The sequence below is a fragment of the Saccharibacillus brassicae genome, from assembly GCF_006542275.1.
In the GTDB taxonomy this organism is placed as follows: Bacteria; Bacillota; Bacilli; order Paenibacillales; family Paenibacillaceae; genus Saccharibacillus; species Saccharibacillus brassicae.
Genome location: NZ_CP041217.1, coordinates 2504754 through 2529732, shown reverse-complemented (window position 1 = coordinate 2529732; position 24979 = coordinate 2504754). Strand labels below are relative to the sequence as shown.

22 protein-coding genes and 1 tRNA gene are annotated in these 24979 nt (G+C 57.5%); 22 read left to right on the top strand and 1 reads right to left on the bottom strand.

All coding sequences use genetic code 11. The features are described 5' to 3' along the window. The first annotated feature begins 14 nt into the window (after positions 1-14). The 16 genes from FFV09_RS10555 to dnaB all read left to right on the top strand — a co-directional run bounded on the left by FFV09_RS10555 (position 15) and on the right by dnaB (position 15201). Positions 15-227, top strand: a complete 213-nt coding sequence (locus tag FFV09_RS10555; RefSeq protein WP_141447799.1) for a DUF951 domain-containing protein — start codon at positions 15-17, stop codon at positions 225-227. A 189-nt stretch (positions 228-416) separates the two neighbouring features. Beyond that, positions 417-507, top strand: a tRNA-Ser gene (locus tag FFV09_RS10550). 166 nt (positions 508-673) lie between these two features. Next, positions 674-964, top strand: coding sequence for a 30S ribosomal protein S6 (gene rpsF, locus FFV09_RS10545; protein ID WP_141447798.1), 291 nt, complete (start codon positions 674-676; stop codon positions 962-964). A gap of 83 nt (positions 965-1047) precedes the next feature. Then, positions 1048-1608: a single-stranded DNA-binding protein gene (gene ssb / locus FFV09_RS10540; RefSeq protein ID WP_141447797.1), complete on the top strand. Its 561-nt coding sequence runs from the start codon at positions 1048-1050 to the stop codon at positions 1606-1608. A gap of 21 nt (positions 1609-1629) precedes the next feature. Beyond that, on the top strand, positions 1630-1905 hold the full coding sequence (rpsR, locus tag FFV09_RS10535; RefSeq protein ID WP_018976953.1) for a 30S ribosomal protein S18: 276 nt from the start codon (positions 1630-1632) through the stop codon (positions 1903-1905). Positions 1906-2662: 757 nt separating this feature from the next. Next, the gene (locus tag FFV09_RS10530; RefSeq protein ID WP_141447796.1) at positions 2663-4429 is read left to right on the top strand and encodes an ABC transporter substrate-binding protein; all 1767 of its coding nucleotides are present in this window, start codon (positions 2663-2665) and stop codon (positions 4427-4429) included. Between the two features lie 93 nt (positions 4430-4522). Continuing rightward, positions 4523-5485 (top strand): ABC transporter permease, encoded by a 963-nt coding sequence (locus FFV09_RS10525; RefSeq protein ID WP_141447795.1) that lies wholly within the window; start codon positions 4523-4525, stop codon positions 5483-5485. A 34-nt stretch (positions 5486-5519) separates the two neighbouring features. Next, a complete protein-coding gene (gene opp4C / locus FFV09_RS10520) occupies positions 5520-6428 on the top strand; it encodes an oligopeptide ABC transporter permease (RefSeq protein WP_141450426.1) in 909 nt (302 codons plus the stop codon). Positions 6429-6461: 33 nt separating this feature from the next. Further along, a complete protein-coding gene (locus FFV09_RS10515) occupies positions 6462-7481 on the top strand; it encodes an ABC transporter ATP-binding protein (RefSeq protein ID WP_141447794.1) in 1020 nt (339 codons plus the stop codon). Beyond that, positions 7444-8454 (top strand): ABC transporter ATP-binding protein, encoded by a 1011-nt coding sequence (locus FFV09_RS10510; RefSeq protein ID WP_141447793.1) that lies wholly within the window; start codon positions 7444-7446, stop codon positions 8452-8454. Before FFV09_RS10515 ends, FFV09_RS10510 begins: the two co-directional genes overlap by 38 nt. 269 nt (positions 8455-8723) lie before the next feature. Next, positions 8724-9665: a D-alanyl-D-alanine carboxypeptidase family protein gene (locus tag FFV09_RS10505; protein ID WP_170314992.1), complete on the top strand. Its 942-nt coding sequence runs from the start codon at positions 8724-8726 to the stop codon at positions 9663-9665. A 228-nt stretch (positions 9666-9893) separates the two neighbouring features. Further along, positions 9894-10325: a CBS domain-containing protein gene (locus FFV09_RS10500; RefSeq protein ID WP_141447791.1), complete on the top strand. Its 432-nt coding sequence runs from the start codon at positions 9894-9896 to the stop codon at positions 10323-10325. Between the two features lie 136 nt (positions 10326-10461). After that, complete coding sequence (locus FFV09_RS10495) at positions 10462-11388, top strand: DUF2232 domain-containing protein (protein ID WP_141447790.1); 927 nt, start codon at positions 10462-10464, stop codon at positions 11386-11388. 12 nt (positions 11389-11400) lie between these two features. After that, positions 11401-13392, top strand: coding sequence for a DHH family phosphoesterase (locus FFV09_RS10490; protein ID WP_141447789.1), 1992 nt, complete (start codon positions 11401-11403; stop codon positions 13390-13392). Beyond that, the gene (gene rplI / locus FFV09_RS10485) at positions 13389-13832 is read left to right on the top strand and encodes a 50S ribosomal protein L9 (RefSeq protein ID WP_141447788.1); all 444 of its coding nucleotides are present in this window, start codon (positions 13389-13391) and stop codon (positions 13830-13832) included. Before FFV09_RS10490 ends, rplI begins: the two co-directional genes overlap by 4 nt. Before the next feature lies 1 nt (position 13833). Continuing rightward, positions 13834-15201: a replicative DNA helicase gene (gene dnaB / locus FFV09_RS10480; protein ID WP_141447787.1), complete on the top strand. Its 1368-nt coding sequence runs from the start codon at positions 13834-13836 to the stop codon at positions 15199-15201. A 102-nt stretch (positions 15202-15303) separates the two neighbouring features. Here the strand turns inward: dnaB and FFV09_RS10475 are convergent, their stop codons facing one another. Continuing rightward, positions 15304-15681 carry a DUF2512 family protein gene (locus tag FFV09_RS10475; protein ID WP_141447786.1) on the bottom strand — a complete coding sequence of 126 codons (378 nt, stop codon included), beginning with the start codon at positions 15679-15681 and terminating at the stop codon, positions 15304-15306. A 625-nt stretch (positions 15682-16306) separates the two neighbouring features. Between FFV09_RS10475 and FFV09_RS10470 the strand changes: the two genes are divergently transcribed. The 6 genes from FFV09_RS10470 (at position 16307) to FFV09_RS10445 (ending at position 24895) form a co-directional block, all read left to right on the top strand. Continuing rightward, positions 16307-17089, top strand: a complete 783-nt coding sequence (locus FFV09_RS10470; RefSeq protein WP_141447785.1) for an SDR family oxidoreductase — start codon at positions 16307-16309, stop codon at positions 17087-17089. Positions 17090-17485: 396 nt separating this feature from the next. Beyond that, entirely contained in the window at positions 17486-18772 is a 1287-nt protein-coding gene (locus FFV09_RS10465) for an adenylosuccinate synthase (protein ID WP_141447784.1), read from the top strand. Positions 18773-18982: 210 nt separating this feature from the next. After that, positions 18983-20662 carry a M23 family metallopeptidase gene (locus tag FFV09_RS10460; RefSeq protein WP_141447783.1) on the top strand — a complete coding sequence of 560 codons (1680 nt, stop codon included), beginning with the start codon at positions 18983-18985 and terminating at the stop codon, positions 20660-20662. Between the two features lie 339 nt (positions 20663-21001). Continuing rightward, entirely contained in the window at positions 21002-21730 is a 729-nt protein-coding gene (gene yycF / locus FFV09_RS10455) for a response regulator YycF (RefSeq protein ID WP_141447782.1), read from the top strand. Positions 21731-21733: 3 nt separating this feature from the next. After that, positions 21734-23596, top strand: a complete 1863-nt coding sequence (walK, locus tag FFV09_RS10450) for a cell wall metabolism sensor histidine kinase WalK (protein ID WP_141447781.1) — start codon at positions 21734-21736, stop codon at positions 23594-23596. Next, positions 23597-24895 (top strand): YycH family regulatory protein, encoded by a 1299-nt coding sequence (locus tag FFV09_RS10445; RefSeq protein ID WP_141447780.1) that lies wholly within the window; start codon positions 23597-23599, stop codon positions 24893-24895. Positions 24896-24979: the final 84 nt, after the last annotated feature.

Here is a 24979-nt window from a genome sequence, read left to right as displayed (position 1 = left end):
AAGGGGGGGTCCGGTTGGAACGCAAAGTATTCGCTCTGGGGGACATCGTACAGATGAAAAAGCCGCACCCGTGCGGCAGCAACGAAATGGAGATCATTCGCATGGGCATGGACATCCGCATCAAATGCACCGGCTGCCAGCACAGCGTCCTGATCCCGCGCGCGAAGTTCGAGAAGAACATGAAGAAAGTGCTGAGATCCGCCGAAGCGGAAGAACGGCAGGAATAACGGCGCGCAGACCGCGCGCCGGCTTGGGGACCAGGTCCGGAACGCCGTATGGCCGCTTCGATAAGCCGAAGTGCCGCGGTATTCCGGGCTTTTTTGCCCCATCAAATACTTTTCGAAAAAAATCGGTAAAGCGCTTGATTTCATCCGCAGCTTACTATATAATAAATCTTGTTGTGAAACTTGCTTCGTGGAGAGGTACCCAAGAGGCCCAAGGGGGCTGACTCGAAATCAGTTAGGCGTGTCAAAGCGTGCGTGGGTTCGAATCCCACCCTCTCCGCCATATTTTACTCAGACTAACGACCATGGGTCGTTTTTTTGTTTTTACGGGCTGGAAGTTTCTGTTGCTTGCGACAGAGTAGTCTGGTATAATAATACGGTCCGGGCTTACAGCCCGTTCCTTGCTCCCAACCCGATTGGGGGCCTTAGACCAAAAGGAGGTGAAACATATGCGTAACTATGAAGTGATGTACATCATTCGTCCAGACGTTGAACAAGAAGCGGTAGACGCTGCTATCAATAAATTTTCTGGCGTTATCACTGACGGTAACGGCGAAATTACCAAGCACGATGCTATGGGTAAACGCCGCCTCGCGTATGAGATCAAGAAATTCCGTGATGGATTCTACGTTCTGACTAACTTTACGGCAGCGCCGGAAGTCATTCTCGAACTTGAACGCATCATGAAAATTTCCGATGATGTCATCCGCTATCTCATTACCGCAGTACCAACGAAGTAATCGTCGAACCTAGAGCCTGATGCCAAGCGCGGCGGATTCGCCGCTGCGCGGCACAGGCTCCACCGGCAAAGGAGGGGACCGAGATGTTGAACCGAGTCATTTTGATCGGCCGGCTGACACGTGACCCTGAGCTGCGGTACACGCCTGCGGGCGTAGCCGTAACCCAGTTTACGATTGCAGTCGACCGTCCGTTTACGAGCCAGGGTGGAGAACGCGAAGCGGACTTCATTCCGGTAGTCACCTGGCGCCAACTGGCGGAGACCTGCGCAAACTACTTGCGTAAGGGACGTCTGACGGCGGTGGAAGGCCGTATTCAAGTACGGAACTACGAGAATAACGAAGGCAAACGTGTATACGTAACCGAAGTTATTGCCGATAATGTCCGTTTCCTGGAATCGCCGAACCGCGAAGGCGGCGGCGGATCGGGCCGCGAAGAGTCGTCTTCCAATGGAGGCGGCAACAGTGGCAGCAGCAATAGCGGCGGCGGAAATCGTCCCGAACCATCTTACGGTGGTGGCGGAGGCGGCGGAAATCGCGGCGGCGGCAGCCAAGCTCCTCGTGGAGGCGGCAGCAGCAACAATCAGGATCCTTTTTCCGATGACGGAAGACCGATCGATATTTCGGATGACGACCTGCCATTCTAACAACAGAAAGGACTGAATACAATGAGCTTTAGACAACGTGATGCCGGAGACGGCGAAAGACGTCCTAGCGGCGGCCGTCGTGGCCGCAACAAGCGTCGTAAAGTGTGCTATTTCACTGTAAATAAGATCACTTTCATCGACTATAAAGATACGGACCTGCTCCGTAAATTTATCAGCGAGCGCGGCAAAATCTTGCCTCGTCGTGTAACAGGCACAAGCGCGAAATACCAGCGCATGCTGACTGTTGCCATCAAACGTTCGCGTCAGGTAGCCCTGCTGCCTTACACGACAGAATAGAATCAATGCCCAAGAGACGATCGGCCTTTGCCGTTCGTCTCTTTTTTTTGCGTTCGGGCAGATCGTTTACCGCGACAAAAAAAGCTGTACAAATATCGAAACGTTCTTATAATAGAAGGAAAACTAAAAAGCCTCTACCCGTAAAGCTACTGCCTGCCACCGAACCGTGACAAAAAAGACTATTCTTTTTCCAGCAGTATGCTAAAATGAAAAAACTCCCTATTTTACGGTCTTCTTTCTCAAATCTTTTCTGGCATCGTACTTATTTGTTAGTTTACCTAACATGAAAAGGAATTTTGCTTGCATGAATGTTGCGAAAAGGTTTCATTCGTGTACATTTATCCGTGTTTTTATGCACAAAAGAGATAAAAGATGCAGATTAAACTTTGAAATATCGGAGAAAAAGGGTTTTTACCGCAAAAAAAGTGTTGACGTGAGTATATTTTACACGTAGTATTTACATTAAATTTACCGTTGGTTCATTAAGGACATGCGCTAAAGCAAGCCCTGGTGCGGTTTTGAATCGACCAAAGGTTAAATGTAAAGGCCCGTAGATGTTTTATACATTTATGCTAAGCCGTCATTGCCGCGAACGAGTCATCTTCCGGCAGGCTGCCGACTTGGCGCCAGAGAGAAGCAGTTACGGTCCGCTTGTCACCCGTCGTCAAAGGTTAGTACGAAATAATCAGAGCGCTTCGCGATTTCCGATTATTTTCATAGCTTTTACAGCTTTTAAACTTCGATTAGGGGGATCTACATGAAAAAGAGATTATCTTTGATGCTCGTGACGATTATGGCCTTCGGTTCCATTCTGGCTGCTTGCGGCGGTGGAGAAGAAGCGGCAGCACCCGCAGACAACGGTACGGAAGCAACGGCACCGGCCGATAACGCCGGAGAGACAGGCGAGACCGGAACCGAACCTGCGGAAGGCGGCGAAAGCGCGATCGGCCTGACGGAAGCGGAAGACATGAGCATGAACCCGGCTCCCGCATTGGCCCGTACCGATTCGGCCATCCTGGGAACGGTAGCGCCGCAGGGCGTATTCAATCCGCTGTTCCAACAGACGGCGTATGACGTAGCCATCGACGATACAATCTTCTCTTCCATGATCAAAATCAAAGCTGACGGCACGTACGAGAACGACCTGGCCGAAGAAATCGAAATTTCCGAAGACAACAAAACATATACGTTCCACCTGCGCGACGCGAAATACAGCGACGGCACTCCGGTAACGGCCAACGATTACCTGTTCACGATGAAAATGTACATGGATTCGAGCTATGACGGACAATCCGATCCGCTGAGCTGGAACGTCGTGGGCGCCAAAGAATACAACGCAGGCACAGCCAAGGAAATCTCCGGCATCAAAGTCATCGACGACAAAACGGTATCCGTTACGGTCAGCGATTACGACGCGATGACCCAGATCAACCTCGGCGCAGTAGCACCGATGTCCGAAGCTTACTACGGAGCCGGCTACAAACAGGGCGACCTGAGCAGCGTCAAGCAGCTCAACAACAAGCCGATGGGATCCGGTCCTTACAAGCTGACGAAGTACACGGCAGGTCAGGAAGTGGATCTGCAGGCGAACGAGAACTACTACGGCGACAAAGCCAAAATCCCGAACCTGATCTACAAAGTAACGACCGATACGACGAACATGGCGATGCTGCAGTCCGGCGAGACGGATCTCGATAACGTAACCGTTAACGAAGACAACGTCGAAGAACTGAAAAGCATGGGCTTCCTGGACGTCAACGTATTGAAAAACAACGGCTACGGCTATGTGGCGATGAACAACAAAAACCCGCTGTTCTCCGACAAAGCCGTGCGTCAGGCGCTGACTTTCGGTCTGAACCGCGCCGAAGTCGTCGAAGCGGCTTACGGTCCTTATGCCGAAGTCATCAACATCCCGCAATCCGACGTTTCGTGGGCTTACACGGCTGACGGCATCGAAGCGTACGACTACGATCCGGAAAAAGCGAAATCGATGCTCGACGAAGCCGGTTGGACCGTAGGGGCCGACGGCATCCGCGAAAAAGACGGCAAGAAATTCGAGATCAACTTCTCCGCAACGGCAGACAACCCGGTCGTTGACGCGCTGATCCCGATCATGACGGAAAACTATGAAGCGCTGGGCATCAAGCTCGTGACCGAAACGCTCGACTTCAACGCCATCATGGAGAAAAAAGACAAAGGCGACTACGATATGTTCTTCGCCGCCTGGGGCCTGACTCCGGACCCGGACACGACCGTGTACATCACGGACGGCGCGCAGAACAACTCCGGCTATTCGAACCCGGCCGTAGACGAACTGTACGCAAAAGGCAAAAAAGAGCTGGATCTCGAGAAGCGCAAAGCGATCTATGCCGAAGCTTACCAAACGATCAACGAAGACGCTCCTGAAATCCTGATGTACCAAAGAACGAACATGCTGGCCATCAACGGCAGACTCGACGGCTGGGACGTGACTCCTTACAAGGAATACCAACACAGCTTGAACCAAGTCGAAATCGCCCAGTAATCAGCGACGGCCCAGGCCGATATTTGGACATCCGATATGCTCAGCTCAAGAGAGCTGGGCATATCGATTTATATGCCAGAAGGAGACGAGTCAATGAGTCAGTACATCATCCGGCGGCTGCTGCAGATGATCCCGACTTTGATCGGTATATCGATCATTGTTTTTGCCATTTCACAAATGGTTCCGGGAGACTATATCACCGCATCCCAGAATCCGAACATGTCCGCCGAACGCGCAGAACAGCTGCGGGCTATTTACGGACTGGACAAACCGGCCGTACAGCAATATTTCATTTGGGCCAAAAACATGTTGACCGGCAACCTGGGGGATTCGTTCCAGCATAAGATGCCCGTTACCGAAGTCATCAATACGTATGTATGGAACTCGTTCATTATCGCTTTCGTCACGTTGATCCTGAGTTGGGTCATCGCCGCTTTCGTCGGTGTGTTTTCCGCGCAATTCCAGTATTCGTTTTTCGATAAAGTCGTGACCCTGCTCGTGTTCCTGCTGATGTCGCTGCCTTCGTTCTTCATCGGGCTGCTGGCCATCAAATATTTCGCTCTCGATTTGAAATTATTTCCGACCGGTGGGATGACAACGGCCGGATTGAATGCCAGCGGTTGGGCTTACATCAAAGACGTTGCTGGCCATATGGTACTTCCCGTAGCGGTGATGACGACGCTGAGCATCGGCGGATTGACCCGTTATTTCCGCACCGGCATGCTCGAAGTCGTGCGCCAGGATTATATTCGTACCGCGCGCGCCAAAGGTCTCAAAGAACGCACGGTCATTTTCAAGCACGCTTTCCGCAACGCCCTGCTTCCTGCGATCACCCTGCTCGGATTCGAACTGCCTGCCTTGTTCGGCGGCGCGATGATCCTCGAACGCGTCTTCACCTGGCCGGGTATCGGTCAGATTTATCTGGCTTCGATCAATCTGCGGGATTATCCGCTGATGCTTGGATTCACGATGTTCCTGGCGGTATTGACGCTTCTCGGGAACCTGATTTCCGATATTCTGTACGGGGTTGCCGACCCGAGAATTCGTCTAAAGTAGGAGGAGATTGAAAGTGGAACAGCCGCAAAATCGCATGGAGCAGCTTCAGGAGCAGCTCAAAATCGTCAAACCCGAATCTCCGTGGAAAATCGCGATCCGGCGGTTTTCCAAAAATAAATTGGCTCTGATCGGCCTGTTCATTCTCGTTCTGATGTTCCTGCTTTGTTTTGTCGGACCGTTGTTCTCGCCGTACGAGCTGAACCAGACGAACGTCCGCAACAAAAACCAGGCGCCGAACGCTTCGTATTGGCTCGGTACCGACAAGCTCGGCCGCGACATCCTGCTGCGCGTCATGCTGGCCGGACGAATCTCGCTGACCGTCGGCCTCGTGGCAACGGCGATCTCCGTGGCGATCGGCGCCACGCTCGGCGCGGTCGCGGGCTTCTATAGAAAATACGCCGATACGATCATCATGCGGATCGCCGACATTTTCCTCGCCCTGCCGACGCTGCCGATCCTGATCACGCTCGGCGCGATCCTGTCCGACCTCAAGGTCGACCCGGGCCAGCGGATTTACTTCCTGATGCTGATCATCGGCCTGCTCGGCTGGGTCGGCCTGGCCCGCCTCGTGCGAAGCCAGATCCTGACGCTGCGCGAGCAGGAGTTCATGCAGGCGACCGAAGCGTTGGGCCTGCGCGACAACCGGAAAATTTTCCGCCATCTGCTTCCGAACACCGTGCCGATCATCATCGTCTCTGCGACGCTCGGCGTCGCCGGAGCGATCCTGACCGAATCGGCGCTCAGCTTCCTCGGCCTCGGGGTCGTTCCGCCTACGCCGTCGTGGGGCAACATGATCACCGCGGCGAACAGCCTGATCGAATTCCGCAAAAGACCGTGGACGTGGATTCCTCCCGGCATCTGTATCCTTGTGACTGTTACGGCAATCAACCTGATCGGCGACGGTCTGCGCGACGCGCTCGATCCGAAAATGAAAAATAGATAAGCAGTCCCATACTGAAAAAGTAGGAGAGACGAAATGGCCAAAGAACTAGTCGCATTCCGAAACCTCGAGACCCATTTTAAAACGTCCGCGGGCACCGTCAAAGCGGTTAACGACGTCAGTTTTTCCATTCGCGAAGGCGAGACGCTCTGCGTCGTCGGCGAGTCCGGCTGCGGCAAAAGCGTGACGGCCATGTCCTTGATGCAGCTGATCGAATCGCCTCCGGGCAAAATCGTCGGCGGCGAGATTCTGTTCGAGGGCAAAGACCTGCTCAAGCTCAGCAAAAAGGAAATGAGCCGTCTGCGGGGCAACGACATCGCGATGATCTTCCAGGAGCCGATGTCTTCCCTGAACCCGGTCTTCACGATCGGCAAGCAGATCTCCGAACCGCTGCTGCACCATTTGACGATGTCCCACAAAGAAGCGAAGGCGCGCGCGATCGAACTGATTACGATGGTCGGCATTCCGCGTCCCGAGAAAATCTACGATTCGTATCCGCACGAACTGAGCGGCGGCATGCGCCAGCGGATCATGATCGCGATCGCGCTGAGCTGTAATCCGAAGCTGCTGATCGCCGACGAGCCGACCACGGCGCTCGACGTGACGATCCAGGCCCAGATTCTCGACTTGATGCGCGATATCAAAGGCAAGATGAACACCGCGATCATGATGATCACGCACGACCTCGGCGTCGTGGCCGAAATGGCCGACTTCGTCGTCGTCATGTACGCCGGCAAAGTGATCGAAGAAGCGTCGGTACTGGAACTGTTCCGGGAACCGAAGCATCCGTACACGCAGGGCCTGCTCAAAGCCAAGCCGATCATCAACCAGCGCCAGGAGCGGCTGTATTCGATTCCGGGCCAGGTCCCGAACCCGGTCGATCTCGGAGACAACTGCCACTTCCACGACCGCTGCGAATTCTGCATGGAGATTTGCAAAGTCAAGACTCCGCCTCTGCGCGCGCATGCGGACGGACACAAGACGGCCTGCTGGCTGTACGAAGAGGAGGGACAGCGCAATGAGCGAAACGCCGGTTCAGTCGAAGCAAGAGCCTAACAGCGGACACGGCCAACCCCTCGTTCAGGTCGAGAACCTGAAAAAGTACTTCCCGATCACGGGCGGCGTGTTCCAGCGCCGCGTCGGCGACGTCAAAGCCGTCGACGGCGTATCCTTCACGATCAACAAAGGCGAATCGTTCGGCCTCGTCGGCGAGTCCGGCTGCGGCAAAAGCACGATCGGCCGCACGCTGCTGCGCCTCAACGACAAAACGGACGGCAGCGTTCACTTCGAAGGGCGCGACCTGCATAAGCTGTCCAAGTCCGAGCTGCGCCATATGCGCACCAAAATGCAGATCGTGTTCCAGGACCCGTTCAGCTCGCTGAATCCGCGGATCAAAGTCGGCGACGCGATCGGCGAAGCGCTGCTGGATCACGGCCTCGCCAGCCGCCAGGACATCAAGGAACGCGTCATCGAGACGATGAAGATTTGCGGCCTGGCCGATTACCATTACGACCGGTTCCCGCACGAATTTTCGGGCGGCCAGCGTCAGCGCATCGGGATCGCCCGCGCGCTGATCATGGACCCGGAATTCATCGTCGCCGACGAGCCGGTCTCCGCGCTCGACGTGTCGATCCAGGCACAGATCATCAACCTGATGAGCGATCTTCAGCGCGAGAAGCAGCTGACGTACCTGTTCATCTCCCACGATCTCAGCGTGGTCGAACATTTGTGCAACCGCGTGGGCGTCATGTACCTCGGCACGATGATGGAAATGGCGCCGACGGACGAGCTGTTCAGCAATCCGCTGCATCCGTACACCAAAGCGCTGATGTCCGCTATTCCGGTGCCGGACCCGACGCTCAAGCGCGAACGCATCGTGCTGCAGGGCGATATTCCGAGCCCGGCGAATCCGCCGTCCGGCTGCAAGTTCCATACCCGCTGCCCGATCGCTTCGGATATTTGCAAAGAGCAGGTGCCGGAGTACCGCAATATGGGCAACGAACATTTCGTGGCCTGCCACTTTGCCTGAGCTTTCGGCCTGACCGCTTCGGCGTCGGGTACGCGTTCTCAATCCCGGCCGATATTCGAGCATTCGCTCGAATATCGGCTTTTTTGTGCGTTTTTCCACCGCCGGCTTCTCTCTGGTTGAGTGCGTTTGGCGTGCGAATCGGTTAACCGAAACGGGAACATTACGCGAAAAAAGCGTCGTTTTCGAAAAATTCGGGTAATTTTTGATTTTTGCAGACTAAATTCCGTTTTCGTACGTCTATAGAAGTAATGAGGGGAGCGGATCGGGTCATGAGCGGTGGAATTTGGAAAAAAGGCATACTTGTCGTGCTGGTCGCTGCGCTGCTGCTGATTCCCCAGCAGCTGCTGGCCGGACGTCCCAAAGTCGAAGCGGCAGCCGCCGTTCTGATCGATGCGCGGACAGGGAAAGTGCTGTGGCAGGTGGAAGGCGACCGGGCGCTGCCCGCTGCCGGAATGTCGCAGCTGATGACGCAGTGGCTGATCCTCGACGCCGTCCGCAGCGGGCGGGTCGACTGGGAAGATTCCGTTCGCGTCGGAGGCAAAAAGCAGGCCGTGCAGGTCTCAAGCGGCCACGGCAGCCGGTCCGATGCCGGGCTGATGCTGCGCGCCGACGACAAAATCCCGCTGAACGAACTGTTCATGGGACTCGCGGTGTCGTCTTCCGGCGAAGCCGGACAGGCTTTGGCCCGGTACACGGCCGGATCTGAAGCTTCGTTTGCCTGGATGATGAACGAGAAAGCGCACCGGATCGGCTTGTCCGCTTCGACGCTGTTCAAGCCCGACCGGGCGGGAACAGCGGACGCCGATGCGCAAGAACTTCCGGGCGGCAGCCGGATCACGGCCAAAGACGCGGCGGTGATGTGCCGGGAGTTGATTCAGTCGCATCCGGAGATGCTGCGGATGTCCTCGGTGACGCAGACGGAGATCCGCTCGCGCGGCATCTACCTGACGAACCGCAACGCGATGCTGCCGGACTTCGCCGGTCCGCATGCCTACCGCGGCATGGACGGACTCAAGGCTTACGGTTCGGACAAAGACGGTTATTCGCTGGCCGGCACGGCGCAGCGGGGCGACCAGCGGTTGATCGTGGTCATTATGGGCGCGGAGAGCCGGGAGAAAAGTTTCCAGGCCGCCGGCCGTCTGCTCGACTACGGCTATGCGCGCTCCGGATCGTTCGCGGAGCGGGCCGCTTCCTGGCTCAAACTCGTGTAATCCGCGGCCCTTTCGCGGCGAAGACCCCCAATCGCAAATCGAAATTCCTGCATCAGCGGCCGCTTCCGGAACCGCTGATTTTTACTTTCTGCACCCACTTTACGCTATAATAGAAAGGCGGACCGGCAAACCGGAATCCGGCGCGATTAAGGCTGCCGTTTTCGGGGTGATGAACAGGAGAATATTCATTTGCCGCCGAGTTCAACAATAGAGAAGGAGAAATCCGTTATGAATATTGCTTTTTTCCTGCTGCCGAAGCATGAGGTTGCGTTCGTCACGATCGATGCGACGCTTCGTCAGGTTATTGAACGCATGGAACATCACCGCTACACCGCCATTCCGATTATCGACAAGGAAGGCGAATACGCCGGTACCGTGACCGAAGGAGATATCCTCTGGCATATGAAGCATTCCGAGGGCCGCATCACTTTTGAGAACGCTTCACGTTTTACGTTGAAGGAAGTGCCGCTGCGCATGAACAATAAGCCCGTCTCGATCGAATCGGACATGGCCGATCTGATCAATTTGTCCAAAACGCAGAACTTCGTGCCGGTCGTCGACGACCGCGGCCGCTTTATCGGCATCGTCCGCCGCAGCCAGATCATCGAATACTGCGCAAGCTTCGTCGCCAAGCATAACGGTGCCGCGCAGAACCGCTGACGCCGCGTCCCGGGAGCCCGGTATCGGCGCGCGCCGCGAATATGCTATAATGAATGTCAAACTTTCGATCATAAGGAATTTCGCATGCCGCCCGTTCGGGAAACGGTATTCGTATCCGCACAAGAGGTGAATCTACTTGAAATTGCGTTTATCTTCGGCGATGTGGGCGATCCTGTACCTGCTTGTCCTGCTGTCGCTGTTAACGCCGCTGTCCGCGATCACGCTGCTGGTGATGGTCGTTCCGGTGGCTGTGCTCTACGCCTCTTTGCGTGTCAACGTATTTTGGCTGCATGTCGCGCCCGTGTTGGCAATTTTGGGCGTTATCTCGGGTTCGCTCGCTCCCTACACGCTGATTCTGGCCGCGTATTTCCTCGTGCCCGGCATCGTGATGGGACATCAGTACAAGAAGCGCGCGCCCGCGCTGCAGACGATCATCTACGGAATGGGCTCGCTGCTCGGCATGCTGCTGATTCTGCTGGCCGGCGCCAAGCTCGTACTCGGCTTCAACCTGTCGGATTACGTGAGCGACTTCGTGCATCAGACGTTCGATCCGCTGTTGGCCGTAGCCGAGATGAATCCGGTATTGAGCGGCCAATGGGACCCGGACTTCATCTTCGCGCTGGCCGACCAGACCGTCATGATGATTCCGCTCGGCATGACGGTCAGTTCGTTCGTGCTGGCGGTCGTCACCCATTCGATCGTGCGCCCGACGCTTGCTGCGATGGGCGCGGCTGTGCCGAAACTTCGGCCCGCGCACGAATGGAAACTTCCGCGCGCGCTCATCTTTTACTATTTTATCGTCCTGATCGTGGATCTGATTACGTACAACCAGGGAGACGGTTTCTGGAGAACCGCCGCCGTCAACCTGCTTCCGCTGCTCCAGTTCTGCTTCATCGTGCAGGCAATCGGCTTCTGGTTCTTCCTCGGACACGTCAAGAAGTGGCATCGGGTAATTTCCATTCTGTTAGCAATCGTTACGGTCGTTTTCCCTCCGATGCGCATCATCGGAATCATCGACTTGGCGTTCCCGCTGCGCGAGTTCATTACGAGACCTAGACGATAGGGTGAGGAAACGATGCCAAACTTTTTGCTGAAACGCTGGTACGGTTATCGGACCGTCTGGGCGCTTCTCCTGCTGCTTGCGCTGACGATCTTCGTCACGGTCTACAACTGGCCGCTCGGCCTGCTGTCGCTGTGCCTCGTGTTCGTCGTCGTGTTCGTCATGCTGCGGGCCGAGCTGAAATTCAGGCAAGAACTTGCCGAATACACGTCCGCGCTCTCTTACCGCGTGAACAGCATCGAGGGCGAGATTACGCACCGTCTGCCGTTCGGCCTGCTGCTGTACGATACCGATCGGGCCGTGGAATGGCATAACCGCCAGTTCTCGCAGCTGTTCAATCTGGAGACCGCCGTCGGCCTTCCGCTGTCGGAACTGCTGCCGGGGCTGCCCGCGTTGACCCGCGACCGAAAAGACGGTTCCAAAGAGCCGCTGCAGCTGGTCCAGGCGGAGATCGAAGTCGGACCGGACACGTACGACGTGCGGGTCTATCCGGAAGAACGTCTCGTCTACCTCCAGAAAATGACCGAAATGGCCGAACTGCGGGAGCGTTACGAGAAGGAAAGTCTGGCGCTGGGCATTCTGGTGCTGGACAATCTCGAAGAAGCGTTTCAGGGCATGGACGATCAGCAGCGCACGCTGACGATCGCCCGCGCGACCAGCCTGATCAACGGCTGGGCGCGGCAGTACGAAGTGTATTTGCGCCGGTTGTCTAGCGAACGCTACATGATGCTGCTCAACCAGGCGTCGCTGGAGAAGCTGGAGCACAGCCGCTTCGTCATTCTCGACGAAGTGCGCGAAGCGACGAGCGACCTGAAAGTGCCGATGACGCTGAGCATCGGGCTTGCGTGCGGCAGCGAGAAGATCAGCGAGCTCGGCGCGCTGGCGCAGTCCAGTCTCGACATGGCGCTCGGCCGCGGCGGCGATCAGGCCGCGGTCAAAGCCGGACAGCGCCTGTCGTTCTACGGCGGCCGGTCCAACGCCGTCGAGAAACGGACCCGCGTCCGGGCGCGCGTTATCGCGCACGCGCTGCGCGACCTCATGAAGCGCAGCGACCGGGTCCTGATTATGGGTCACCAGAATCCGGACATGGACGTGATCGGCGCCGCGATCGGCATGCTCAAAGCGGCCGACCGGCTCGAAGTGGAAGCGAGCATCGTCCTGGACGGGGATAACCCGTCCATCACGAAGATGATGGAGCGTATTCGCGCCGACCTGACGCTGGCAGACCGCTTCGCCACGCCGGAGGAGGCGCTTGCGCTCATGACCGAGCGCACGCTGCTCGTCGTCGTCGACACGCACAAGCAGTCGCTGACGATCGAACCGAAGCTCGTCCAGCGGGCGAAGCAGGTCGTCGTGATCGACCATCATCGCCGCAGCGAAGAATTTATCAACGAAGCGGTGATCGTCTATCTGGAGCCGTACGCGTCTTCCGCCAGCGAGCTGGTGACCGAACTGCTGCAGTACATTCACGACAACATGACGCTGACGCCGCTCGAAGCGACTACGCTGCTGGCCGGCATCACGATGGATACCAAACATTTTACGCTGCATACCGGTTCCCGCACGTTCGAAGCCGCAGGTTTCCTGCGCCGCAGCGGAGCCGATACCATTCTCGTTCAGCGCATGCTGAAAGAGGATTTGGGCGAGTACATCTCGAAAGCTGAAATTATCAAAAACGCCCGCGTCGTCATGGGCGGCGTCGCGATTGCGGTCACGGACGAAGGCCGTCAGTTTCCGCAGCTGCTGATCGCCCAGGCGGCCGATACGCTGCTTAACATGACGGACGTGAACGCGTCGTTCGTCATCGGCAGCCGTCCCGACGGCCTGACGGCCATCAGCGCCCGATCGTTCGGCAAGATCAACGTTCAGGTCGTGATGGAACGCCTCGGCGGCGGCGGGCACTTGACCAACGCGGCGGTGCAGCTCGACATTTCCCCGCAGGAAGCGGAGAAAAAGCTGCTTGCCGTGCTTGAAGATATTGAAAAGGAAGAGGGGCTATTCGAATGAAGGTTATTTTTCTCAAAGACGTAAAAGGGCAAGGCAAAAAAGGCGACGTGAAGGAAGTATCGGAAGGTTACGCACAGAACTTCCTGTTCAAGAACGGAACGGCGAAGCCGGCTACGCAGGGCAACGTCAAGACGCTGGAGAACCAGCATGCGGCCGAAGAAAAGCGCAAGGAAGAAGAAAAGCAGGAAGCGGTCGAACTCGGCAAAAAGCTGGAAGCCGTTACTGTGCAGATCAACGCCAAATCCGGCGAAGGCGGCCGTCTGTTCGGCGCCATCACGAGCAAGCAGATCGGCGAAGCGCTGTCCAAGCAGGGCTTCAAAGTCGACAAGCGCAAGATCGAGCTCGACGAGCCGATCCGGACGCTGGGCATGATCCAGATTCCGATCAAGCTGCACAAGGACGTCAAAGCCACGCTCAAGGTTCAGGTTTCGGAGGAATAAGATGAGCGAGGATCTCTTTTTCGACCGGATTCCGCCACAAAATCTGGAAGCGGAGCAGGCCGTGCTTGGCGCGGTACTGCTCCAGGCCGAAGCACTTATTACAGTCATGGAGAAAATCACGGCCGACGATTTCTACGACAAGTCGCACCAGATGATATTCGAGGCCATGGTCCAACTCGGGGAAGAGAGTCAGCCGATCGATCTGGTGACGCTGACCTCGCTGCTCAAAGACAGGGGCCAGCTGGAAGACCTCGGCGGCGTTAGCTATTTGTCCAAGCTGGCGCACGCCGTCCCGACGGCGGCCAACGTCGAGTATTACGCGCAGATGATCGAAGAAAAAGCGATGCTGCGCAGACTGATCCGTACCGCGACGCAGATCGTCAGCGAAGGATATACCGGCGGCGAAGACGTCGGCCTGATGCTGAGCGACGCGGAACGCAAAATCCTCGAAATTTCCAACCGCCGCTCAAGCGGCGGTTTTGTCGCGATTCGCGACGTGCTGATGGAAGTGTTCGACCGCGTCGAAATGCTGCATCAGAACCAGGGCGGCGGCGGTACGACCGGCATTCCGTCGGGGTTCGTCGATCTGGACGGCATGACGGCCGGCTTCCAGCGCAACGACCTGATCATTCTCGCGGCCCGTCCTTCCGTCGGCAAAACGGCGTTCGCGCTGAACGTCGCGCAGAACGTGTCGGTGCGGGCGGGCGAGACGGTGGCTATTTTCAGTCTGGAAATGTCGGCGGCGCAGCTTGTCCAGCGGATGATTTGCGCCGAAGCGAATCTCGACGCAAGCGTCATGCGGACAGGCGATTTCAAAAGCGACGAAGATTGGACCAAGCTGACGATGGGCATCGCTTCGCTGTCCGAAGCCGAAATCTATATCGACGACACGCCGGGGATCACCGTAGCCGATATCCGTTCCAAATGCCGCCGGCTCAAAAAGGAAAAAGGCCTCGGCATGATCGTCATCGATTATTTGCAGCTGATTCAGGGCCGCGGCAAATCGGGCGAGAACCGGCAGCAGGAAGTCTCCGACATTTCCCGGACGCTGAAGCAGATCGCGCGGGAACTGGAAGTTCCGGTCATCGCGCTGTCCCAGCTCAGCCGGGGCGTCGAGCAGCGTCAGGACAAGCGCCCGATGATGTCCGACCTTCGGGAATCCGGCTCGATCGAGCAGGATGCCGATATCGTCGCGTTCTTGTACCGGGACGATTACTACAATGCCGATACGGAAAAAAAGAACATCATCGAGATCATCATCGCCAAGCAGCGGAACGGCCCCGTCGGGACTGTCGAGCTCGTGTTTCTCAAAAACTTCAATAAATTCGTGAATTACGAACGAGCCCACTCGGACTCGTTTGCGGGATAGAAAAAGGTCCGCCGGAGAATCCGGCGGACCTTTTTCTAGTCAAACTTAAGGGGACTTCGAACCCGAAAAGAAAATTTTGCTTTATCTTTTATGTGGTAAAGCTCAACGCTGAGTACGAAACCGCGTATGCTCTTCATTATTTTTGCGCCCGGGAATCCCGTCTTGCAGCAGCCAAATATGGAAAAAGAATTCGAAAATACCGACGACCAGCGCCACGACGAACATGTCGAAGTACGACAGGTTCCAGTCGAGCATGGAAGACGCGGCCCAGAGGACGACGTAGGTCAGGGCGGCATCGCCCAGCGTGGCGGCGGTATTGCCCGCGGCCGGAAGAATCAGCATATCGCCGAGGACGTAAGCGAGCGCTCCGAGAATGACGGTCACGATCAGGGCGCTGACGAAGTCCGCTTCGGAGAACCACATCGTCAATCCGATGACGACGACGGCGTTGGCGAGCATTTTGACAGCAATCTTAGTCATTTCTTCACCTTCTCTTCGTTGTTTTCTCATGCGGATGAAAGATCGGGACGACTGGGGACTGTAGGTAGGCGGCGGGGCTGTACGCAAACTTCGTCGTTGGGTCCGCCTGCCGCTTGAATAGCGGCGTGAGGACCGTTATTTCGGTCTGCCTGTCCACGCTGTGCGCAAATAGCGTCGTAGAAGCAGTTATTCCTCCTGTTTGGCACCGAAATCCTTCTTTTTTCGCAAAATAAGTGGATCTGCGTCGTTATTTACGCTTTTGACGTTTTTTTCGTGCAAATAACTGCTCTGAGGACGTTAATCCCGCTGCGCTTTGCCTTTGGTGGACCTTTGGTGGATCGGAATCCCTATCGGGCGCTTTATTTTTCCTGCAAAAAAGACTCGAAGGCTCCGGTAACGTGCATCTGCGTACAAGCCCATGCCCAACCAAGTGATTTTCGTTATTTTTATTTTAAACGGATCGCATGGATTAAAACCCTTTTCTGGAAATTGGAAGGATAAATTTAAAGGTCTATAAACTTGCTAAGACAATAATGCAAATTCAAATCATATGTGTTATAATAAAGTTAGTAAGTGCTAATAAGTGTGTTTGTTGGACCCCAACTTCTGAGAGGACGTGTTATTTATGAACAGATTCGAACATAAAGTCGTGATCATTACCGGCGCAGGCTCGGGCCTCGGCCAGTCTTCCGCGCTGCAAATCGCCAAAGAAGGCGCCAAGCTCGTGCTGGTCGACCTCAACCCGAACGGCCTGGAAGAAACGAAGCAGCAGGTTCTCGCAGCCGTGCCGCAGGCGGAACTGCTGATCGTGACGGCGAACGTCGCCAAGGAAGAAGAAGTGCGCAGCTACGTCGACCAGACGATGGAGCGGTTCGGACGGATCGACGGATTCTTCAACAACGCCGGCATCGAAGGCAAGCAGGACCTGACCGAAGATTTCGGCATCGACGAATTCCACAAAGTCGTCAGCATCAATCTGGACGGCGTCTTCTACGGCATGAAATACGTGCTGAAAATCATGAAGGAACAGGGCAGCGGTTCGATCGTCAACACGGCTTCCGTCGGCGGTATCCGCGGAGTCGGCAGCCAGTCCGGCTACGCGGCCAGCAAGCACGGCGTCGTGGGCCTGACCCGCAACTCCGGCATCGAATACGGCCAATACGGCATCAGCATCAAAGCGATCGCGCCCGGTGCGATCATGACTCCGATGGTCGAAGGCTCGCTGCGCCAAATCGGCGGCGACGACTGGGAAGCGGCCGGCGAAGAGTTCATTCAGCCGAACCCGATGAAACGTTACGGCAAACCGGAAGAAGTCGCTTACCTCGTCGCCTTCCTGCTGTCCAACCAGGCCGATTACATCAACGCCGCGGTGATCCCGATCGACGGCGGCCAATCGTACAAATACTAAGCTAAGCTCGCCTGTGCATCCTTCGTGGGGAGGGACCATAAGAGCCGGCTTTATACGCACGGCCCCAAGCGGAAGAGTTTCTCTTCCGCTTTTTTTACGTTCTTTTTCCCCATTCTCATTTCCGAACATTAAATTCATTCCCTCTCTAATTCGTTCGTTATTTATTTGACTTTGAAAAAACGGGCTGGTACACTATGATTGCTGCGTTAAAGCAGCGCAAGGAGCGCTTTTTCGTGTTTTGCGTCCTTTTTTTCAGGCAAAAATGCGTACAAAAGCCGTCTCCGCTCGTCCGTTAGCACGCTTCTCCGCCGGTATTTTCCACTGACGAAATTCCTGCCGGGATAGAGGACGGACGACCAATACAAAGGTGCAAAGGCACCCACGGAGGAATGTAAAATGTCAACGGTAGTCGTAGTGGGAACGCAGTGGGGAGACGAAGGCAAAGGCAAGATTACGGACTATTTGGCGGAAAGCGCCGACGTGGTCGCCCGTTATCAAGGCGGCAACAACGCGGGCCATACCATTTTGATCGAAAACAAAAAATACAAATTGACGATGATTCCATCGGGCATTTTCTATACGGACAAAGCCTGCGTAATCGGCAACGGGATGGTTATCAACCCGAAAGCGCTGATCGAGGAAATCAACTACATTCACGATAACGACTTCACGACGAAGAATCTCTCCATCAGCGATCGCGCGCATATCATCATGCCGTATCATATGGTGCTGGACGCGCTCGAAGAAGAACGCAAAGGCCCGAACAAAATCGGAACGACCGGCAAAGGCATCGGCCCGTGCTACATGGACAAAGCGGCCCGGATCGGTATCCGCATGGCGGACCTTATGGACGCGGAAGAGTTCGAGCTCAAGCTGCGCCATCTGGTGAAGGAAAAGAACCATATGATCGAACAGGTCTACGGCGGCGGAACGGTCGACGTGGAACAAATTCTCAAAGACTATCTGGAGTATGCGGAAATTTTGCGTCCTTACGTCTGCGACACGTCGGTCGTGCTCAACGAATATATCGATCAGGACAAAAAAGTGCTGTTCGAAGGCGCGCAGGGCGTCATGCTCGATATCGACCAAGGCACGTACCCGTTCGTCACTTCGTCCAACCCGTCCGCGGGCGGCGTCTGCATCGGTTCGGGCGTCGGCCCGGCACGTATCAACCAGGTTATCGGCGTAGCCAAAGCCTACACGACCCGCGTCGGCGACGGTCCTTTCCCGACCGAGCTGCATGACGCCATCGGCGACACGATCCGCGAGACCGGCCACGAGTACGGCACCGTTACCGGCCGTCCGCGCCGCGTCGGCTGGTTCGATACCGTCGTCGTGCGCCACGCGAGACGCGTTAGCGGCATCACGGGCCTGTCCCTGAACTCGCTGGACGTGCTGACCGGCCTCGATACGGTCAAGATCTGCACCGGCTACAAGTTCCGCGGCGAGATCATCTCGCATTACCCGGCAAGCCTCAAGCAGCTGGCCGAATGCGAAGCGGTCTACGAAGAAATGCCGGGCTGGAGCGAAGACATCACGGGCGCCAAGACGCTTGAAGACCTTCCGGAGTCGACGCGCAATTACGTGAACCGCGTCAGCGAACTGACCGGCATTCCGATTGCCATCTTCTCCGTCGGCCGCAACCGTGAGCAGACGAACCCGGTTCTTCCGATCTACGTCTAAACCGGACTTCGTCCCAGCAGTACCGCGCCTTGTGCGCCGAACCACCTAGTTAGAACGCTCAAACCCGCGCCCCGCGCGGGTTTTTTGCTTTGTCGTAAAGTTGAAAAAAGCGCGGAATCTGTGGTAAGGTAGACGGAGGTTTTTTAAAGGTTAAAATTTTGACACTATTTCTAACGTTAGTCTGCGAGGCAAAGGAGAAGATCGAAGAACATGGAGAGTCCGAACAACAACAGCCGAGTCGAAGCCGCATCCTCCGAGCAGTCGGAAATGCAGCAGGGGAGCAAGGTCGTCTTGGCAGGGGGAAAGCCGGGGAAGATTCGCCGCTGGACAGCGGGAATCGTGGGCGGTGCCGTGCTGGCAGGCGGACTGACCTTCGGCGGATTCAAATACGTAGAAGCGCATACGCTGCCTTATTATAACGTGTATTCCGGAGATACGATCGTCGGGACGATCGCCGATCGAACCCAGCTTGACGAGCTGATCGCGAAGAAACGCGCGGAGTTCGCGGCCAAATATCCGAACGCGGACATGAAGCTGTTCACGGCGAACATCCGGGCCGAGCAGGCCGAAGGCTACAAAGTCGTGCCGGAGACCGAAGAGACGCTGCGCAAGCTCGAAGGCACGATCAAAGCTTACGCTACCGGCGTCGAGCTGGTTGTGGACGGCAAAACGATCGGCATCGTCAAAGACGAGCAGACCGCCAAAAAGCTCGTCCGCAAAGCCGAAAAGTCGTATATCAAGCAGGGCACGCAGACGGCGGGCGCCGCGACCAAACGTCTGGCGTCGACCGGCCGTTCCGCGTCGGCCGACGCGTCGACGTCCAAGCTGAATTCGATCAAGATCAACGAGAAGATCGCGTACAGCCAGACCGAGACGTCGCCGACGCGTCTGCTGACCGAAGAAGAAGCGTACAAACTGCTGACAGTCGGGCAAAAAGATCCGGTGACCTATACGGTCGCCGAAGGCGATACCGTCAGCTCGATCGCGGCAAGGTTCGGTATCACGCAGGACGACCTCTACGCGAACAACACCGATATTAAGGAGTTCACGCTCCAGATCGGCCAAGAACTTCGCATTACGCTGCCGGACCCGGCGATCACCGTCACGACGGTCGAATCCGTCTCGGAGATCATTCCGACCGCGCCGGAACTCGTCATTCGCCGCAATTCTGATCTGGCCGCGGGCAAACGAATCGTCGCTTCTCCCGGCAAAAGCGGAGCGAAGCGCGTCGATTACCGCCTGACCAAAGAAAACGGCGAGATCGTGCGCGAAGCGTGGGTCGGCCAGGAAGTCGTTCGCCGCTCCGCGCCGATCGTCATCGTCAAGGGAACCAAAGAGATCGTCGAAGAAAAGCCGGTCGTAGAACAAGCTCCGCAGCCGGAACAATCGGCCGAACGAAGCGCGGAAGACTCTTCGTCCGACCGCGAACAGTCCCGGTCTTCCGAGCCGGACCCGTCGTCTTCGTCCGAATCGTCTTCCGAATCGTCTTCGGACCGCGACGATCAGGAAGAAGTGACGTCCGGCGGCAGCGGCTTCAGCTGGCCCGTCAGCGGCGCTTCGATCTCCAGCACGTTCGGCAAGCGCTGGGGCAAGATGCACGCCGGAATCGACCTGACCGGTCCGTCGACGATTAAGGCGTCCGCACCGGGTACCGTCACGTACGCCGGCCAGATGAGCGGCTACGGCAATATCGTCATCGTCAGCCACGGCGACGGCTTCGAGACCCGCTACGGCCACCTGAGCGTTATCAACGCGAGCGTCGGCCAGTCCGTCTCCCGCGGCGAGTCGATCGGCGTAATGGGCAACACCGGCCGCTCCACCGGCACGCATCTGCATTTCGAGATCCGCAAAAACGGCTCGCCGGAAAACCCGTTGTCCTATTTGCCTTAAAAGGGCTGCGGGCGAGGGGCTTTGTATGCCCGGAAGGTTGTCATTGTGGAGGCTGCCAAGGCAGAGGAGGAAGTCCGTGGAGGAGCGAAGCGTTCGCCTTTGAAATCGGGAAGCCTCCACCTCAGCCTCATCCAGCTTCCCGATTTCAACCAGCGACCGGAACGGATCTTCCTCCGGCGCCTATGCGCCTTCCGGTTTTGAATGTCACGTTCTCGGATATTAAGCGCCTCCGGACCTTTCCCGGCGGCGCTTTTTCCCGTCTCCTATGGTAAAATAACGAAGATATCCCCGGGAAAGATCCCGAGAAGAACGGGGAATCGAGCAAGGGGGCCAATCGAAATGCAGGGCAAAATCCTGGTTGTGGACGACGAGCAGCCGATTGCGGATATTTTAAAATTCAATCTGGAAAAAGAAGGCTACGAGGTCATCTGCGCGTTCGACGGCATTCGGGCGGTGGAACTTGCGCTGAGCGAGAAGCCGGACCTGATCCTGCTGGATCTGATGCTGCCCGGCAAGGACGGCATGGACGTCTGCCGCGAAGTGCGGACCCAACTGCCGGTGCCGATCATCATGCTGACCGCCAAGGACGGCGAGATCGACAAAGTGCTGGGGCTGGAGCTGGGCGCGGACGATTACGTCACCAAGCCGTTCAGCACGCGCGAACTGCTGGCCCGGGTCAAAGCGCAGATGCGCCGCCACCAGCCGGGCGCGGCGCTGCATCCGGGCACGGGTGCGCAGCCGCAGCAGCGGCAGGGACTGACCGTGGATGCCCTTTTTATCGATACGGATATGTATATGGTGTACAAGAACGGCGAGCCGCTCGACCTGACGCACCGCGAATACGAGCTGGTGTATTACATGGGCAAAAACGCGGGCAAAGTCATGACGCGCGAACATCTGCTTCAGGCGGTGTGGGGCTTCGAATATTTCGGCGACGTGCGCACGGTCGACGTGACCATCCGGCGCCTGCGCGAGAAGATCGAAGACGATCCGAGCAAGCCGGAATACATTTTGACGCGCCGGGGCCTCGGCTACATGATGCGTTCGAACAAGCCGGGAGGATTTTAGGCCATGTTTCGCGGAGCCGCTTTTTTCCGTTCCGTGCAGGCGAAGCTGATCATCGTCTACATGCTGCTGATCCTGATCGCGATGCAGCTGATCGGCGTCTATTTCGTCAGCGCGATGAAGACGTCGCTGACGAACAATTTCACGAACGACCTCAAGGAACAGGCCGAACTGCTGTCCGTTCTGGCGGGACAGAACTGGACGGGCAGCGGGGAAGCGGCCGAGGACAAGACCGCGAGCCTGCGGACGCTCGTCGACAACTTCTCCAGCATGAGCAGCGGCGAGATCCAGGTGCTCGACGTCAGCGGCCGCGTGCTGATCACGTCGCTGTCGACGCACGCGGATCTCGTGAACAGCAAAAACACGCAGACCGTCGTCAGCCGTGCGCTGCAGGGCATCGACGATAACGAAGAATATATTATCGACGAAGACAACGTCCGCAAAAAGGTCGTCGCCAAGCCGGTCGTCAGCGCCGGCAAGATCGTCGGCGCGATCTATATCGTCGCTTCGATGCAGAGCCTGTACGACACGATGCAGCGTATCAACGGCATCTTCATCTCCGGCGTGCTGATCGCGCTCTGCCTGACGGCCGTGCTCGGCGTCATTCTGGCGCATACGGTCACGCAGCCGATCAAGGAGATGACCAAGCGGGCGACCGCGGTCGCCGAAGGGCGGTTCCACGTGCGGATGCCGGTATTCGGCAGCGACGAGATCGGCCAGCTCGGCGAAGCGTTCAACCATATGACGAGCCGCCTGCAGGGCGTGCTGGCGCTCAACGAAGAAGAGAAAGAGAAGCTGTCTTCGATTCTGACGAATATGAGCGACGGGGTGATCGCGGCCGACGAATCCGGCTCGGTCATTCTCGTCAACCGGGTCGCGAGCGCCATGCTCGGCATGCGCGAAGCCGATATTATCGGCCGCGGCATCTCCGGGCTGCTCGACCTGCCCGAAGACGACGAAGAACTGCCGTCCGCCGGGCTGCGCAGCATCATTCTGGGCGGCAGCGGAGGCACGCCGGATTCGCCCGGAGGCCCGGGCGGGCGCGAAGACCTGACGATCAAGGCGACGCTCAGCCCGATCCACCGCCGCGAGAGCGGCACGGAAGTCGGCGTCAGCGGCACGATCGCGGTGCTGCAGGATATTACCGAGCAGGAACGGCTCGACACGCTGCGGCGGGAATTCGTCGCCAACGTGTCGCACGAGCTGCGCACGCCGCTCACGACGATCAAGAGTTATACCGAAGCGCTCGAAGACGGCGCGCTGGACGACCGGGCCGTGGCCGGACGCTTCGTCGGCGTTATCCAGAACGAGACGGAGCGCATGATCCGGCTCGTCACGGACCTGCTTCAGCTGTCGCGCATGGATTCCAAGGAGACGGCGCTGCGCCGCAAAAAGGCGGACCTGTTCGAACTGGTCGAGGAAGTGGCGGAACGCTTCATGTTCCCGCTGCAGGGCAAAGGCATCGGCATCCGGCTGAAGGCTTCGCCGGATCTCGGCACGGTCAACGTCGATCGCGACCAGATCGACCAGGTGCTCGACAACGTCGTGTCGAACGCGATGAAATACACGACCGAAGGCGGCGAAGTGACGCTGGACGCCTACCGGCTCGAAGACGGTCTGCGCTATGCGGTCGTCGTGTCGGATACCGGCATCGGCATCCCGAAGGAAGAGCTGGGCCGGATCTTCGAGCGGTTCTACCGCGTCGACAAAGCGCGCTCGCGCGGAATGGGAGGCACCGGGCTGGGGCTTGCCATCGCGCGCGAGATCGTGGAGGCGCACGGCGGCGATATCGCGATCGAATCGGAGCTCGGGCAGGGCACGCGCGTGACGTTCACGCTGCCCGCCTATGCGGAAGGAGGCGGCGAATAAGTGAAAGAACGGCTCAAAACGGCGGTGCTGACCGTGCTCGTCGCCGTCAGTCTCGTGCAGAGCTACCTGCTGATCTATCGGCTGCCCGGCACGGGTTCGGTCGTCGTCTCGTCGGCCGGCTACGTCCGGACCGACGAGATGGGCGAGCTGCGAAGCGTCGAGGATACGCTGTATCCCGACCGCATGATCATTCATATGGGCGAAGACAAGCATACGATTTTCTATCCGGATTCGGCTTTTTACAAGCTGATCTACGCGCGCATTCAGGCACGCGACTTCGCCGCGTTTCAGGTGCAGCTGGTCTCGGGAGCGGATTGGGCGAAGATCGCGGCCGACAATCCGGGCATCGAGCTGTCGTTCGGAACCGGCCTGCCGGTGCCACTGCTGCAAAAAACGATGCGGCTGTCCGCGGACGCGGCGTTCGAGACGGCGGATATCGACCGGATCTGGATCTACACCGGCCGCGGTGACGAGAAGCCGCGCGCCTTCTTCTTCAGTGCCGACGGCCGGGACGTGTACGAGGCGAAGCAGCTGGACCTGACGGTGCAGGACGTGCTGCAGCACGTGGCGTTCGGCGAAGAATGGACGCCGTACACGCCGCTGGACAAGCATACGCTGTACGTGCCGTCCAAGCCGATCGTGCTGGCGGAAGCGGTGCTGGAGACCGACTCGTTCACGAGCGACCAGATGCAGCGCAACCTGTTCGCCGATCCGGCCGTGACGCGCAACATTCACGAACAGGACGGTTCGGAGATCTACACCGACAGCAAGCGCAGCCTCCAGATCGAAGACGAGGCGCGCTGGATGACCTATACCGATCCGGCCGCCGCGCCGGCGATCGAAGCGGACGCGACCGAAAGCGTACTGTCGGCCGTCGACTTCGTCAACCAGCACGGCGGCTGGAACGGGCGCTACCGCGCCGAACTGCCGGGCGGCGGCAATTCGGACAACGATTCCGATTTCAGCGTCCGGTTCCAGCAGTATTACGGCTCGCTGCCGATTCTCGGCAGCGGCAGCGTGCGCTACGGCTTCATGAACCTGATTTTGCAGCAGGGCACCGTCTCGTTCTACGAGCGGTCGCTGCTGGAGACGGCGGACGTCGGGAAGCAGGGTCCGCAGTATACGCTGCCCGGCGGGCAGATGCTGATCGACCGCATCACGAATATCGAGGACGTGCACGGCCGCAAGGTCGTCGATCTGTACCCGGCGTACACGCCGCGCATGAACGGCGATACGCTGCGGCTCGTGCCGGGCTGGGTGGCCGTGCTGACGGACGGATCGATCGCGACGTTCAGCTAGGCTGGGCTTCGGCAGCAAGAGCAAGCGGCAGTTGAGGCGGCGAACCGCCGCATCGGGCGGCCGGGCGAAAGGGGGAGAGTGGAC